Genomic DNA, 13,973 nt, shown 5'->3' with positions numbered 1-13,973 from the left:
ACCGCCGCCGCTGGACGCCCTCCGCCCGCGAGGGTTGAGGCCGATTCCCCCGGGTAACCACGGACCGAACCGCGACGGGAAGGGATCGGCATGTGCCGTCTGTTTGGTCTGTCCGCTGCCCCGGAGCGCGTGCACGCCACGTTCTGGCTGCTCGAAGCGCCCGACAGCCTCGCCGCCCAGAGCCGGCGCGAACCGGACGGGACCGGGCTCGGCATCTTCGACGAGCAAGGCACGCCGCGGGTCTGGAAACAGCCATTCGCGGCCTACGAGGACAAACAGTTCGCCTGCGAGGCCAAGGAATGCGCGTCAACGACCTTCCTCGCCCACATCCGCTACGCCTCGACCGGCGGCCTCGAACCGGCCAACACCCATCCGTTCGCCCAGCACGGCCGGTTGTTCGCCCACAACGGCGTCCTCGGCGATCTCCCCCGGCTGGAAGCCCGGCTCGGCGAGTACCGGGAGCTCGTCAAGGGCGACACCGACTCCGAACGTTTCTTCGCTCTCGTCACCCAAGAAATCGACGCTCATGACGGCGACGTGAGCGCCGGGATCACCGCCGCCGCCCGCTGGGCCGCCCTGAATCTCCCGGTCTACGCGATCAACCTCGTTCTCACCACCGCGGACGGCTTGTGGGCCTTGCGCTACCCCGACACCCACGACCTCTACGTCCTGCAGCGTTGCGCAGGCGGCCCGCATGGCGACCGGCACCTCGAACACGCGAGCGCGGCGGGCCGGATCCGGGCCCGGTCCAGCGGTCTCGCCCGGCACCGCGCCGCCGTGGTCGCCAGCGAACGCATGGACGAAGACCCCGGCTGGCAGAACCTCCGTCCCGGCGAACTGCTGCACGTCGGCGCGGACCTGACCGCGACCCGCCGGATCGTGCTCGAACAGCCGCCGCGGCACCCGTTGACCCTCGACGACCTCGGCGCGCACGCCGCCGCGTCCCAGCAAGGCCAGTGACCCGCCCGGCACACCTGGCTCAGCGCCGCACCGTCGGCTCCCACCCCCGCCGCGCGGCCCGGTTCCCGACCTGGCCGGGATCGCGCCGCCGGTACACCACGTACGGCCGCAGCAGATAGTGCACCGGTGCGCTGAACGCGTGCACCAGCCGGGAAAACGGCCACAGCGCGAACAGCACCATGCCGAGCGCGGTGTGGAGCTGGTAGTCCACCGGCACGTGCGCCATCAGCTCCGGGTGCGGATCCAGCGTGAGGACGCCCCGGAACCACGGCGCGATCGTCTCGCGGTAGTCGTAGCCGCCGCGAAAGCCGTTGTCGATGACGGTCGTGGCGGTTCCGGCCAGCAGAGCCAGCGCGAGCACCGGGTACATCGCGCGGTCGCTGCGGCTCGTGCCTGCCCGGACCGCGGGCGTGCGCAACCGCCGCCACACCAGCACTCCGAAGCCGGTGAGCGCGGCCAGCCCGGCGACAGTGCCCATGGCGAGCGACACCAGGTGGTAGTTGTCCTCGGTGACGCCGAGCAGTTCCGTGAGGCTCTTCGGGACCAGCAGGCCGAGCACGTGCCCGCCGAGCACCATCAGCAGTCCAAAGTGGAACAGCGGGCTGCCGATCCGCAGCAGCTTCGATTCGTGCAGCTGCGAGGACCGGCTCGTCCAGCCGAATTTGTCGTAGCGGTACCGCCAGACGGTGCCGCCGATCAGCAACGCGACGGTGGCGTACGGGGCGGCTCCCCACAACAGCACGGCAAGACTGGTCATCGAGCGCTCCCGGTCGGATAGGGGTCGAGTCCCACCAGTTCGCGCGGCGGTTGCGGAACAGGGGGTGCGGCCGCCGCGGCGATCGTCGCGAGCACGGCGGCGATCGCGTCCTGGTACGGCGTGCCGAGCTTGATCAGGTTGCGGTGCAACAGTTCCAGCCCAGGACGGAACCGGGCGAGCAGTTCGCCGGCGGCGCCCGGAGCGGCAGCGGCGGCGAATTCCAGTACCACCGGCAGAAAATCGGGCAGTTCGTTCTCGGCTGGTTCGAAGCCGTGTTCGCGGTAGTACTGCCGCAGCTCGGCCAGCGAGCTGCCGCGGCGGCGGGTGTCGCCGTCGGTGTACCAGGTCAGGTGCAGCGTGCGCCGGGGTTTGCGGTCGAAGACCTCGACGTAGTGCTCGCCCGGCGCGGGGCCGTCGAGATGGTCGAGCACCCGGAGCAGCTCGGCCCGGCCGGGGACGTCGGCGATCTCGTTCAGCGCGGCGCGCAACAACGCCGTCTTGCCCAGTACCGAATCGTCCGGGTATTGCAGGCACCAGCCAGCCACGGCGCGCACGACGCCGTGGTGCCGGTTTTCCTTGGCATGGCGGCGAAACAGCTTCACCGGTCACCGCCGCGCGAAAGCGTCGGGAAGAGCGCGTCCGGCCGTTCTCCTTCGCGCCAGCTCAGCAGGTCGACCTGTCCCGGCTCCGGGCCGCCGCCCATCCCGGGTCCGCCGTCGGTGTCGAGACTGCACTGCGTGGCAATGCTTTCCAGTGCGTGCGCCTGTCCGATGCCCGCGGTCGGGATGACGTACCGCTCGTCGTACTTGGCCAGCGCCAGCAGCCGGTGCATAGCGAACATCCGCTCCCCGTCCAAGCCGACCGCGGCGGCCAGCTGGTCGTCCGGTTCCCGGCCGAGCGTCACCGACCGCATATAGGAGCGCATCGCGGCGAGCCGGCGCAGCGACGCGCGGACCGGCTCCGGGTCCCCGGCGGTGAACAGCTCGGCCAGGTATTCGACCGGGATGCGCAGCGCGTCGATCGCGCCGAACAGGTTGTGCCCGTCCTCGCCGTCGAATCCGCTGCCGGACACCGCGTCCGCCACCGGGGACAGCGGCGGGACGTACCAGACCATCGGCATGGTCCGGTACTCCGGATGCAGCGGCAGCGCGAGCCGGTAGTCGTGGATGAGCCGGTAGACCGGGGACCGCTGGGCCGCGCCGATCCAGTCGCGCGGGATCCCGGCCCGCTCGGCCTGCCGGACCACGTCCGGATCGTGCGGGTCGAGCAGCAGGTCCAGCTGCGCCGGGTACAGGTCGTGCTCGTCGGGCACCGCGGCCGCCTCGGCGACCCGGTCGGCGTCGTAGAGGAGCACGCCGAGGTAGCGCAGGCGGCCCACGCAGGTCTCCGAGCACACTGTCGGCTGACCGGCCTCCACCCGCGGATAGCAGAAGGTGCACTTCTCCGCTTTGCCGGTCTTGTGGTTGAAGTAGACCTTCTTGTAGGGGCAGCCGGTGACGCACATCCGCCAGCCGCGGCAGCGTTCCTGGTCGACGAGGACAATGCCGTCCTCCTCGCGCTTGTACATCGCGCCGGACGGGCAACTGGCCACGCACGCGGGGTTGAGGCAGTGCTCGCAGATCCGCGGCAGGTAGAACATGAAGCTCTGCTCGAACTCCATCTTCACTTTCGCGCCGACCTGGTCCCGCACGCGTTCCAGCACCGGGTCCGCGACGCCGTGTTCGGTCGAGCCGCCGAGGTCGTCGTCCCAGTTCGGTCCCCAGGAGGGCTGCATCGGCTGCCCGGTGACCGCGGAGACCGGCGCCGCGGTCGGCACGTCGTCGCCGAGCGGGGCGTCGAGGAGCGTGCGGTACTCGTAGGTCCAGGGTTCGTAGTAGTCGCCGATCTCCGGCAAGTCCGGATTGGCGAACACGGTGGCGAGCTTGCGCAACCGTCCGCCGGCACGCAGTTTCAGCTTGCCGCCGGGAGTGCGGACCCAGCCGCCCTTGCCGCTCTCCTGGTCCTCGTAACGGCGCGGATACCCTTGCCCCGGCCGGGTTTCCACGTTGTTGAACCACACGTACTCGGTGCCCGCCCGGTTGGTCCACGTCTGCTTGCAGGTGACCGAACAGGTGTGGCAGCCGATGCACTTGTCCAGGTTCATCACCATGGCCAGCTGTGCCATGATCCTCATCAGTACCGCACCTCCTGGTCCCGGCGGCGGAGCACGGTGACCTCGTCGCGCTGGTTTCCGGTCGGCCCCAGGTAGTTGAAGCCGAAAGTCAGCTGGGCGTAGCCGCCGATCAGATGAGTGGGTTTCATCAGCAGCCGGGTGAGCGAATTGCCGGTGCCGCCGCGTTTGCCGGTCGTCTCGGTGCGCGGCACGTTCACGGCGCGGTCCTGGGCGTGGTACATGAACACCGTGCCCGCGGGCATCCGGTGCGACACGATCGCGCGCGCCGCCACCACGCCGTTGCGGTTCACCGCCTCGACCCAGTCGCTGTCGCGCACGCCGATCGCCGCCGCGTCCGCCGGGCTGACCCAGATCGTCTGGCCGCCCCGGGACAGCGTCAGCATGTGCAGGTTGTCCTGGTAGGTGGAGTGGATGGACCATTTGCTGTGCGGGGTCAGATACCGCACGGTCACCTCGCCGGGCGCATCGCCGGTATCGCCGAAGATCCGGTTGAGGTCCAGCGGCGGGCGGTAGACCGGCAGCGCCTCGCCGAGTTCGTGCATCCAGTCGTGGTCGAGGAAGAAGTGCTGCCGCCCGGTCAGCGTGTGCCACGGTTTGAGGTGCTCGACGTTGATCACGAACGCCGAGTACCGCCGTCCGCCGCTTTCGCTGCCCGACCATTCCGGGCTGGTGATCACCGCGGCGGGGCGCGATCGGGTGTCGGCGAAGGTGATCCGCTTGCCCTCGTGCTCGGCGGCCAGGTGCGCCAGCTCCTGCCCGACCCGCCGCTCCAGCTGTTCGAACCCTTGCACCGCGAGGCGTCCGTTCGTGGTGCCGGAGAGCGCGAGCACCGCGTCCGAGGCGCGGATGTCGGTGTCGATCAGCGGTCTTCCCTCGGCGGGACCGGAGCGGGCGAGGCCGTTTTTCTTGCCCAGCCAGGCCAGTTCCTCCCGGACGTCGTAGGCGACGCCCTTGGTGGCGGTGCCGAGTTCGTCCAGCAGCGGTCCCAGCGTGGCCAGTTTCGCGGCCACCGCGGGGTAATCCCGTTCGACCACGGTCAACGCTGGGAAGGTGACGCCGGGAACGGGCTCGGTCTCGCCGTCGCGCCAGTCCCGGACGACGCCGCCGGGTTGCGCGGTCTCGCCCGCGGTGTCGTGCAGCATCGGCGTGGCGACCAGGTCCTTGCGCACGCCGAGGTGGACGCGGGCCAGTTCGCTGAACCGGCGCGCGATGGTGTGGAAGGCGTCGAAGTCGGTCCGGGTCTGCCACGGCGGATCGACCGCGGCGTTGAACGAATGCACGAACGGGTGCATGTCGGTGGACGACAGGTCATGCTTCTCGTACCAGGTCGCGGCGGGCAGCACGACGTCGGCGAACAAGGTGGTGCTGGTCATCCGGAAATCGAGCGCCAGCATCAGGTCCAGCTTGCCCTCGGGCGTTTTTTCGCGCCAGGCAACGGTTTCCGGGCGCAGCTGCGGCGGCGCCTCTTCCGCGCGGACGTTCGCGTCCGTGCCGAGCAGATGGCGCAGGAAGTACTCGTGCCCCTTCGCCGAGGAGCCCAGCAGGTTCGATCGCCAGACGGTCAGCACGCGCGGCCAGTTCTCCGGCGCGTCCGGGTCCTCGCAGGCGAACCCCAGCTCGCCGCTGCGGACCCGCGCGACGACGTGCTCCACCGGGTCCGCGCCGGCCGCCTCCGCCTCGTCGACCAGGTCGAGCGGATTGCGGTCGAAGGTCGGGTACGACGGCATCCAGCCGAGCCGGGTCGAGGTCGCCAGCGTGTCGGCGGCCGACGTGCCGGCGAGTTTCCCGGTCGCCAGCGGGGAAAGCAGCGCGTCGTTGCGCATCCGGTCGTAGCGCCACTGGCCGGTGTGCAGGTACCAGTAGGCGGTGCCGATCATGTGCCGCGGCGGCCGGACCCAGTCCAGCGCGCCGGCCAGCGTCGCGTGCCCGGTCAGCGGGCGGACCTTCTCCTGGCCGACGTAATGCGCCCAGCCGCCGCCGTTGCGGCCCTGGCAGCCGGTCATGGTCAGCAGCGCGAGGAACGTGCGGTACACGGTGTCGGAGTGGAACCAGTGGTTGGTCCCGGCCCCCATCAGGATCATGCACCGGCCGCGGGATTCCTCGGCGGTGCGGGCGAATTCGCGCGCGATGCGGGTCACCTGGTCGGCCGGAACCGACGTGATCTCCTCCTGCCACGCCGGGGTGCCCGGCTGGCTCGGATCGGCGTACGACTCCGGCCAGCTGCCGGGAAGCCCCGCGCGGCGCACGCCGTACTGCGCGAGCAGCAGGTCGAACACGGTGGTGACCACGCGACCGCCGAGGCGCCGCACCGGCACGCCCCGGCGCAGCACCGCCCCGGAGCCGTCCGTCGCATCGAACCGCGGCAGCAGGACCTCGACCGTTTCCCCCTCGCCGAGCAGGGTCAGCCGCGGGACGACGTCGCCGAGATCGAGGTTCCAGCGCCCCTCGTCCTCGTCGTTCCAGCGGAACCCCAGCGAACCGCCGGGCACCACCGGTTCCCCGGTGCGGTCGTCCAGCAGGACCGTCTTCCACGCCGCCTCGGCGACGTCGTGGCCGAGGTCCGCGGCGGTGAGGAACTTCCCCGGCACCGCCGCGTCGTCCCGTTCCTCCAGCGTGACCAGGAAAGGCAGATCGGTGAAGCGGCGCGCGTAATCGGCGAAGTAATCGATTTCTTTCTCGACGAAGAACTCGGTGAGGATCACGTGCCCCATCGCCGTCGCGAGCGCCGCGTCGGTGCCCGGATGCGGGGCGAGCCACTCGTCGGCGAACTTGGTGTTGTCCGCGTAGTCCGGCGACACCACCACGACCTTCTGGCCCCGGTAGCGGGCTTCGGTCATCCAGTGCGCGTCCGGGGTGCGGGTGACCGGCACGTTGGAGCCCCACATGACCAGGTAGGCCGCGTCCCACCAGTCCGCGGACTCGGGCACATCGGTCTGGTCGCCGAACACCTGCGGCGAGGCGACCGGCAGGTCCGCGTACCAGTCGTAGAACGACAGCATCGGCGCGCCGAGCAAGGCCATGAACCGGGACCCGACCGCGTGCGAGACCAGCGACATCGCCGGAATCGGCGAAAACCCGGCCACCCGGTCCGGCCCGTACCGCGCGATCGCGTGCACATGCGCCGCCGCGGCGATCTCGGCGGCCTCGTCCCAGCTCACCCGCACCAGCCCGCCCTTCCCGCGGGCGCGCTGGTAAGCCCGGCGCTTCACCGGATCGTCCACAATGGACTCCCAAGCACGCACCGGATCACCGTGCCCGGCCCGCGCGGTCCGGTACATCTCGACCAGCACGCCGCGGGCGTACGGGAACCGCACCCGGGTCGGGGAATAGGAATACCAGGAGAACGACGCACCGCGCGGACAGCCTCGGGGTTCGTATTCCGGCAGATCCGGCCCCACCGAAGGATAGTCCGGGTCCTGGCTCTCCCAGGTGATGATCCCGTCCTTGACATAGACCTTCCACCGGCAGGACCCCGTGCAGTTGACGCCGTGCGTGGACGGGACGATCTTGTCGTGGCTCCAGCGGTCCCGGTAGAACACGTCACCCTCGCGCCCGCCGGTGCGATACACCGCGCGCAGGTCCGGCGAGGTGCTCGACCGGGTCAAATACCGCCCCAGCCGCAACAACGCGTCCGACGCGGGCGTAGTGCTTGCCCGGGACTGGTCACCCATCGTTCGTCCGACCTCCGAATGGAAACAGCGCGGCGCGTCCGAAGCGAAATGCGCGGGGCGCGGGAACGGCTTCACGTTAGCGGTGATCGCCGTAAAAATGCCGTATCCATCCAGCCGTGGTGATCTGTTTCACTGTGCAACAGTTCGTTTTTTATAGGGCGGGTAAAACTTTCCTCAACCAGTCGGAGTCGCCCATTCGAGTGGCACAACCCGTTGTCCAGCAAGGACTTTGCTCACGGCGGTTGCCGGTGCCGGAATTGACCGATGGATGATGATCAACACTTTCGCCGGAGTTCTTTCCCCGATTAATCCGCGCCGTCGAACAAGGAATCGACGCCGAAGGTCAATGGCCCCGACCACTCGTCGCAGCCGGGGCCATCCATGTCGCGCGCGCCTTGCCGGATCAGTCCCGGCAAGGACGTTGTCAGCTTCCCGCGGCATCCCGCTCCGTCGCGGCCCGGAACCGGTCGAGGTACAACGGCCAGCCCGAACCGGAGCCGAGCCCCGCGAAGCTCTCCCAGCCTTCGCCGTGCCGGTCGAGATGCCGATGCTCGAGCACGACCCGAGTGCGCCCGGCACCCTCGGCGACGAACCGGATCTCCACCTCGCTGGTACGACCGGGATCGGACTCCAACTGCCAGCGAGGGCTGATGTCCCAGCTGAGAACCAGCCGATCCGGCGGCTCGCACGCAAGCACCCGCGCCCAGGTGCACCGGCTGCCGTCGGAACCGAGGTCGTACCCGGTGCCACCGGCCTCAGCCTCCAGCACGGTCCGTTCGATCGGCACCGCGAGGAGGTTGTGCTCGCGAGGCTTGACCTCGTCGAACCGCTCGGTGAACACGCGGAAGGCCCGCTCGAGGGGAACGTCGACGAGGACGTCGAAATGCAGGACGGTCGGATCTTGCGAGGTGGTGCTCATCGGGTGATGTCCTTCCAGAAGAAGCCGAGTTCCCGGCGGGTGCCCGCCACGGCCGTGGGTGCGTTGACATGAGGAAGACGAACGGATCGGGCGCGACTCGACAGGGCGTTCGGAGATTTTTGCCAGATCGGTTCCGGTACGGCCGCGGAGGCAGAGATTTCCGGTGCTGGCGTCGTACACCGGCCCCGGTGAGGTCGTGGCACCCAGGGCCGCCCGGACTCGGCCCAAGATCGCAATCGCATCGAGCACTCCGGAATCGACCCGCTCGCGCCGCGCGTCCTCGGATGCACTGGCGCAGACTCTGCCAACTGCCGGAACCCGGCTAACGGGACATGACATCCTTGAACCGGGCAGTGACATCGTCGCCGAGCTTGGCACCAGTGCTGATTCTGATCAGCCGTCCGTTGATATGGGACGAATGCCGTCCGGCGGTTTCGATGTCGGCGGCCGGCACCTCACGGGCCCACCGCAGCTCGTAGGTCGTGCTGTCGAAGGCGATGAGCACGGCGATGTCGAAGTCGAAAGAACGGAAGGCGGAGAAGACAGCGCCTGACCGCGTGTCCGGCCCCATGGCCCGGGCTTTCACCTGGATCCGGCGGCCGTCCGCGGCGAGCAAGTCGTAGGACTTGACCGAATTCGGTACGAGCTCGCCTTGGCCGCGAGGTGTTCAGCATAGTCCCCCAGCGGCGCGTTCCGGGTTCTTACGACCCTGCGGTCACGCAGCTCCCGCAGTATCGCCGCATACCTGCCCAGCAAATCCGGGGTGGACACCAGGCTGAGGTTCTCGTGCGCTGCGTCCGTTCGAGGGTCGAGACTGTCTTTCTCATGCATTGGCCAATGCGTGCCACGGCCTACCGACAAAAGCGGCAGCGCGGAAGCCGCGCCTTCTGCTGGCATGATTCAGACGCGAGAACTCGGCGACCGGACCAAAGTGCAGCGACGCCGTCCCTGTGCGTGCCTCCGAGGGCGGCAAGTCGCGGCCCGGACCTCGCAATGTGCCTGGACGAGGCGACGTAGGCGGCAGCCTGCCTCAACCCGCCCGACCCGCCACCGGTCGCGAAGTTGTCGTAGATCTGCTGCACGGACATCGACTGCCCCCGCAAGCTCACTACTTGCCTTGCATCGTCGACAGGACAGCCTTGGTCACGTTCGTGGCCGCTGTCGTGGCGTTGCTACCGGGCGGGCCCTGGATCAGCACCAGCATTTCGGTCTGATCCGACACTCCGACCAGCATGGTCACCTGTCCTTGACTGCGGCGGTCCGCGGTGTTGGCCAGCACGGCCGGAAAACCGCTCACGACCGTCGGCTCGAAGTAACCGTCTTTGTAATAACCGAAAGCGTTTTGCCGATAGGTGTTCGTCAAGCCGTTCTTGACCGTGGTCAGAAACGTGGCGCTGACGGCCGTGTACCCGTCGCTGAACCGCCAACCGCAGCCGACGCTGCTGGACGCCTTGTTAGCCTCGGGCTGGCTCAGCTGCAACGCGGACAGCTGCGACGGTGTCAACATGCTGCACGGATCCGCGAGATATTTGTCCACATTGACCGGAGCCGCAACCCTCGGAGCCTCCACATTGTCGCTCCCCGACGACGAGGGCGAACCACTCTGGCTGGCACCGGAAGGCACCGGGCTTGCCGTCCCTTGAGTCGGTTCGGAGCACCCGCTGACCCCGACAGCCACCACGCCTGCGATACCGGCCAGGGCAAGACGAAATCGAGAAAGAGTCACCAATATCCTATTAATACATGCCGCCAAGAGCGGGCTTTCCGGGATTCACTTTGCCAAGCATCATGCGGCACATACGTTCCGTTGGCCTTTTTCAGCGCGTTGAGGTACGCGTATGCGGTCCGCTGCACAATCACGTTGTGGTCAACCATGCGCTGCAATGACGTTTGCACGAGCCGCACCTGCTCGACTTCAACAGGCTCGAACCGGTACCCAAGACCCGCCGTCCTCGCGTACCGCCGGCCCGACAAGCCGTTCCAACCCGCGCCGCGCTGGTGCCCGGTGCCTCCCGGTCGGCACGTCCTCGCCTGCGTCAGACGGAGAACCGCCACCCGATCTCGGCATGTGATGCTCCCCTCACACTCTGTCATCACTTCGCCCTCAAACTAGCAGTCGGGCGGCCTTCTCTGTCTGATTGTCGGCAACACCCACCCACGCCGCGCTCGCGCGGAGGGCAGCCGACGCCGGCCGGGCACCCGGATAGAGGTCGCTCCCCTCGATCGCCTCGCCGGCACCGGCATACCTCACGCCGCCGCCGCTCGGCTGCGAGGTCGAGACCGGGCCGCAGCATCGGGAAGGCCTCGGCGCTGTCGTCCAGCAAAGGCTCGCCAGCGCCGAACACTAGCGACTCGATCGCAATACTCCCGGCTATCTCGATGTCACGCCATCCGCGCCTTGGCGGACCACCTTCTCGCCGTCGCACGCGGCGGGCGAACCTCGTCAAGGAGCGTCGGGCTTGGCGTCCCAGGTTGCGAGTTCTCCGCCAGGCATGGAGACGACCAGGAATCCGTCAGGCCCGGATACTGTCCATGCTTCGTATTCGTCGTCTTTCTCCGCCTGGATCGCAGCGCCGTTGCCGAACGCTATTCGCAACGTGCCAGAATCGTCCGCATCGGACTTCGCTACGACTTGAGACACCAAGACATCCATCGGCTGGAATGATTCTTGCGGATCGCTCTCCGGGGAAAAACTGTACCGTCTCCCTGGCACGTTGAAGCTGAACGGTGATTCGATGCGCGCCGTGTAGTCGTCGGAGAAATGCAGGACGGCACTGTATTCGACCGTTATGGAGAGCAGCTTCTTTCCCTCAAGGCCGAGATTCACGGCTACCATCCTTTCGGGGTCGGGTACGATCCGTCTGCGTTGCGTGGGATATGGGTTTCCGCCCTGGATCCCGGCTTGCCGTCAAGCTTAACAGGCTGGTTGTGTTCGTTGGTGAACTTGACGTAGCCGTTCGGGTATCGCGGATCCGCTCCGGGTTCCATGACTCGGACGGAATTCGCGTCACCGGAGGAACCCGGTTTCTGCCACACGGTTCCCTTGCCATTGTTGGACGGCCGGGAGGCCCAGCCGTCCTGTGCGCCCGCCGGCGGAGACGAGTCCGCTGCAGAACTTCCCGCGCTCTCGCTGCTGCTGTTGACTTGGAGAGGTTCAACCCGGTCGTCGCCAGCGGCGTGACCTGCGAGATCCGTGACAGCAGCCGCCGTCATCGAGACCCCGGCCGCGATGCCCGCCGCAGACACGACGTTCAGCGGTACGCCGGCGACCGCGCCGACGCCGGTCGCGTCCAGGACCCCGCCCAAGCCTTCCCCGGCACCGCTGATCACAGTCAGACCGATGCCGCCAGCGGCCGCGAGGGTATCCAGGGGGTGGTTGAGCATGGCGTTCCCGGCCGACGCCATGGCGTTGACGACATCCGCGCCGGCCTGTGCGAGCGTATCCCCGACGTCGTCGAGCCAGCCGGACTTCTGCGGCGCCTGACCGGCACGGTCGCGCAGCGTCTGCGCGGTGATGTTGCCGCTGTCCGCGAGCTGGGCGCGAGCGCGGTTGAGCGCATCCCGAGCGGCTTGCCGCTGTGTCTCACCCGGATCGGTGAAGACAGGCGGAGGCTGGTTGTTCGCCTGTGCCTGCGCGGCAGCCTGGTCGTAGGACGCCTTGGCCTGCTGGGTTGCGGCTTGGCCTTGGGTCCACAGCGAGACGGCCTCGGCTGCCTGAGCTTGCGCCCATCGCAGCGTGCCGGCGTAGTCGTTCAGCGCCCCGCTGGCGGCTTGCAGGGAGTCGGCCGCGGCGTACCACTTTCCGGGTTCGTACGAGAATTTGTCGTGGAATGCTGTTGCGGCCGGGCCTTGCCACGCACCGGTGTCGATCGCTTTCAGGCCGTCGGCCGCACCGCCGGCTTCTCCGGCACGCGCTTGCAGGACGCGCGCGTTCTCTTCGATCGCCTCCGGGCTGCCGGGGATCAGGGCGGCTGGGTCCTGGGTTTGGCCGAGCTCAGCCATCATTGACCGCCTGCTGGCCGGGATCGGTCCGGAGGGTCCGAGCTGTCGCATCGTCGATTCCGCGGTAAGCGTTCGCGGCTCTGGTGAGGGTGGCGCCGATCTTGTCGGCGTCGTCGGTGAGGATGTCGAGGCCGTCGGACCACCGCGTGCAGAAGTCCATCAACCCGTCGTGCACACCCTGGTGGCCATACAGCTCGACGTCACCGCAGAGGCCGCGGAGCTGGAACCCCTGTTGGTCTGTGACGCTTCGGCTGATCCCGCTCCCGGCTTCCGCCACCTTGTCGACGTCAATGTGGAACCCCCGGCCCGTCCACCACAGAAACGACCCCCTCCAACACTTACCGTACTCGGCCGTCCTCTCTATCGGACCACACAATAAGCAACCATGGGGTCACTTTGTGCAGGTTCCGGTCCGCGCACAGCCCGCCGGCGACCGGCGGCGGTCGGGGAACTGAGCTGGCGCGTTGAGACCTCGACCTGTTCAAGCGCCCAACCGGCGCGGGTCACCGAGAACGACTGCCTGCCGAGCCAGGTGATCGATCGGCTTACGCAGAACCGGATCAGGCCCGGGAACTGATCGCCCCAGGTCGCCTCAACCGCAGTGAAGCCAAGCGCAAACGACTCGAAGTTCAACTGTTCGACACCTTGCGTCATCTGCTGCAGACGCTGGCCTGCACAGATGGGCCGCCTGACGGCAGCCGCGCCAAGCAGATTTGTAGCGCGCATTCTCACGAATTTTCCTGGAGCAACCCTGGAGCAGACGTGCGTGAGCAACGTCCGCGAACGGCACCCAACGGTAGCGAACGACAGGGGTCGACCACGCCATTCTCGACCTGCCAGCATCAACCTGCAGACTTAGAGTGACCCTATCCTCACTGACAGTGATAGGGTCAGCAGTGCTGTTCCCGCAGGCCGGAGACGCTCAGCCAACGCGGTCCGCACCGGTATGGAGCGACCCCATAAGCTGCGCGACCCATTGGACAACTCACGGACACATTGTCTCCAGCTAACTGCACGCCGACTGAATTCACCAATAAGGCCAGGACCGTCAAGAATCTTACTCAATACAGTCGGCACCGAATCCGAAACAACACATCCCCGTATTCTGAACGCACATTTTCGACGCCTTCAGGCCGCTGCTGTCTAATCCGGAGGCCTGCAAAACCGCAGCGCCGAGCGGGACTTCACCCCCAGAAACGCTGGATCAGGTCGCGATACCACCACGGCACGACAAGCGCAGACAGCACGGTCGTCACGCCCAGATCTGCATGACCGCGGCGACCATGACCCGCAACCCCGCGCGACGACTACTGGCCCTGCGCCGTGCTGCACCACGATTGACCTCCCAACACGGGATCTCCGAACGACGAACCAGTCCACCGCTCGATCACGGCTCTGGCTCGTCCACACGGCTACGACCTTCGGACAGCCGGATCAACTCGTCCGCGACGAACCCCACCACCATCGGACCCGAACCGCGCAGCGAGGCAC

Annotated in this window: 11 protein-coding genes; 1 reads left to right on the top strand and 10 read right to left on the bottom strand. The window is 67.8% G+C overall.

All coding sequences use genetic code 11. The features are described from left to right. Positions 1 to 90 precede the first annotated feature (90 nt). On the top strand, positions 91 to 960 hold the full coding sequence (locus FKO37_RS18590; RefSeq protein WP_238605231.1) for a class II glutamine amidotransferase: 870 nt from the start codon (positions 91 to 93) through the stop codon (positions 958 to 960). Positions 961 to 979: 19 nt separating this feature from the next. Here the strand turns inward: FKO37_RS18590 and narI are convergent, their stop codons facing one another. The 10 genes from narI to FKO37_RS18540 all read right to left on the bottom strand — a co-directional run bounded on the left by narI (position 980) and on the right by FKO37_RS18540 (position 12,759). Then, positions 980 to 1,717 (bottom strand): respiratory nitrate reductase subunit gamma, encoded by a 738-nt coding sequence (gene narI, locus FKO37_RS18585; RefSeq protein ID WP_238605230.1) that lies wholly within the window; start codon positions 1,715 to 1,717, stop codon positions 980 to 982. After that, entirely contained in the window at positions 1,714 to 2,319 is a 606-nt protein-coding gene (narJ, locus tag FKO37_RS18580) for a nitrate reductase molybdenum cofactor assembly chaperone (RefSeq protein WP_037818512.1), read from the bottom strand. The genes narI and narJ overlap by 4 nt, the downstream gene beginning before the upstream one ends. Then, positions 2,316 to 3,890: a nitrate reductase subunit beta gene (narH, locus tag FKO37_RS18575; RefSeq protein WP_037818513.1), complete on the bottom strand. Its 1,575-nt coding sequence runs from the start codon at positions 3,888 to 3,890 to the stop codon at positions 2,316 to 2,318. The genes narJ and narH overlap by 4 nt, the downstream gene beginning before the upstream one ends. Further along, positions 3,890 to 7,561 (bottom strand): nitrate reductase subunit alpha, encoded by a 3,672-nt coding sequence (locus FKO37_RS18570; RefSeq protein ID WP_238605229.1) that lies wholly within the window; start codon positions 7,559 to 7,561, stop codon positions 3,890 to 3,892. The genes narH and FKO37_RS18570 overlap by 1 nt, the downstream gene beginning before the upstream one ends. Before the next feature lie 424 nt (positions 7,562 to 7,985). Continuing rightward, positions 7,986 to 8,480 carry an SRPBCC family protein gene (locus tag FKO37_RS18565; RefSeq protein ID WP_238605228.1) on the bottom strand — a complete coding sequence of 165 codons (495 nt, stop codon included), beginning with the start codon at positions 8,478 to 8,480 and terminating at the stop codon, positions 7,986 to 7,988. Between the two features lie 322 nt (positions 8,481 to 8,802). Continuing rightward, the gene (locus tag FKO37_RS18560) at positions 8,803 to 9,096 is read right to left on the bottom strand and encodes a hypothetical protein (protein WP_238605227.1); all 294 of its coding nucleotides are present in this window, start codon (positions 9,094 to 9,096) and stop codon (positions 8,803 to 8,805) included. Positions 9,097 to 9,588: 492 nt separating this feature from the next. Beyond that, a complete protein-coding gene (locus FKO37_RS18555) occupies positions 9,589 to 10,104 on the bottom strand; it encodes a DUF3558 family protein (protein WP_238608290.1) in 516 nt (171 codons plus the stop codon). An 819-nt stretch (positions 10,105 to 10,923) separates the two neighbouring features. After that, the gene (locus tag FKO37_RS18550) at positions 10,924 to 11,307 is read right to left on the bottom strand and encodes a DUF6188 family protein (protein ID WP_238605226.1); all 384 of its coding nucleotides are present in this window, start codon (positions 11,305 to 11,307) and stop codon (positions 10,924 to 10,926) included. A 2-nt stretch (positions 11,308 to 11,309) separates the two neighbouring features. Then, on the bottom strand, positions 11,310 to 12,485 hold the full coding sequence (locus FKO37_RS18545) for a putative T7SS-secreted protein (RefSeq protein WP_238605225.1): 1,176 nt from the start codon (positions 12,483 to 12,485) through the stop codon (positions 11,310 to 11,312). Next, a complete protein-coding gene (locus FKO37_RS18540) occupies positions 12,475 to 12,759 on the bottom strand; it encodes a hypothetical protein (protein ID WP_238605224.1) in 285 nt (94 codons plus the stop codon). Before FKO37_RS18540 ends, FKO37_RS18545 begins: the two co-directional genes overlap by 11 nt. Between the last annotated feature and the right edge of the window lie 1,214 nt (positions 12,760 to 13,973).

This window comes from Amycolatopsis sp. Poz14 (assembly GCF_006704225.1).
GTDB lineage: Bacteria > Actinomycetota > Actinomycetes > Mycobacteriales > Pseudonocardiaceae > Amycolatopsis > Amycolatopsis nivea.
Note: the sequence above shows the minus strand (reverse complement) of the source record. Positions and strands in the feature narration are given on the sequence as shown.

Excerpts from the sequence above, each read along its gene's own strand:
- narH (WP_037818513.1), bottom strand. The coding sequence starts at position 3,890 with ATGAGGATCATGGCACAGCTGGCCATGGTGATGAACCTGGACAAGTGC.
- FKO37_RS18545 (WP_238605225.1), bottom strand. The coding sequence starts at position 12,485 with ATGATGGCTGAGCTCGGCCAAACCCAGGACCCAGCCGCCCTGATCCCC.
- FKO37_RS18570 (WP_238605229.1), bottom strand. The coding sequence starts at position 7,561 with ATGGGTGACCAGTCCCGGGCAAGCACTACGCCCGCGTCGGACGCGTTG.
- FKO37_RS18565 (WP_238605228.1), bottom strand. The coding sequence starts at position 8,480 with ATGAGCACCACCTCGCAAGATCCGACCGTCCTGCATTTCGACGTCCTC.
- narI (WP_238605230.1), bottom strand. The coding sequence starts at position 1,717 with ATGACCAGTCTTGCCGTGCTGTTGTGGGGAGCCGCCCCGTACGCCACC.
- FKO37_RS18590 (WP_238605231.1), top strand. The coding sequence starts at position 91 with ATGTGCCGTCTGTTTGGTCTGTCCGCTGCCCCGGAGCGCGTGCACGCC.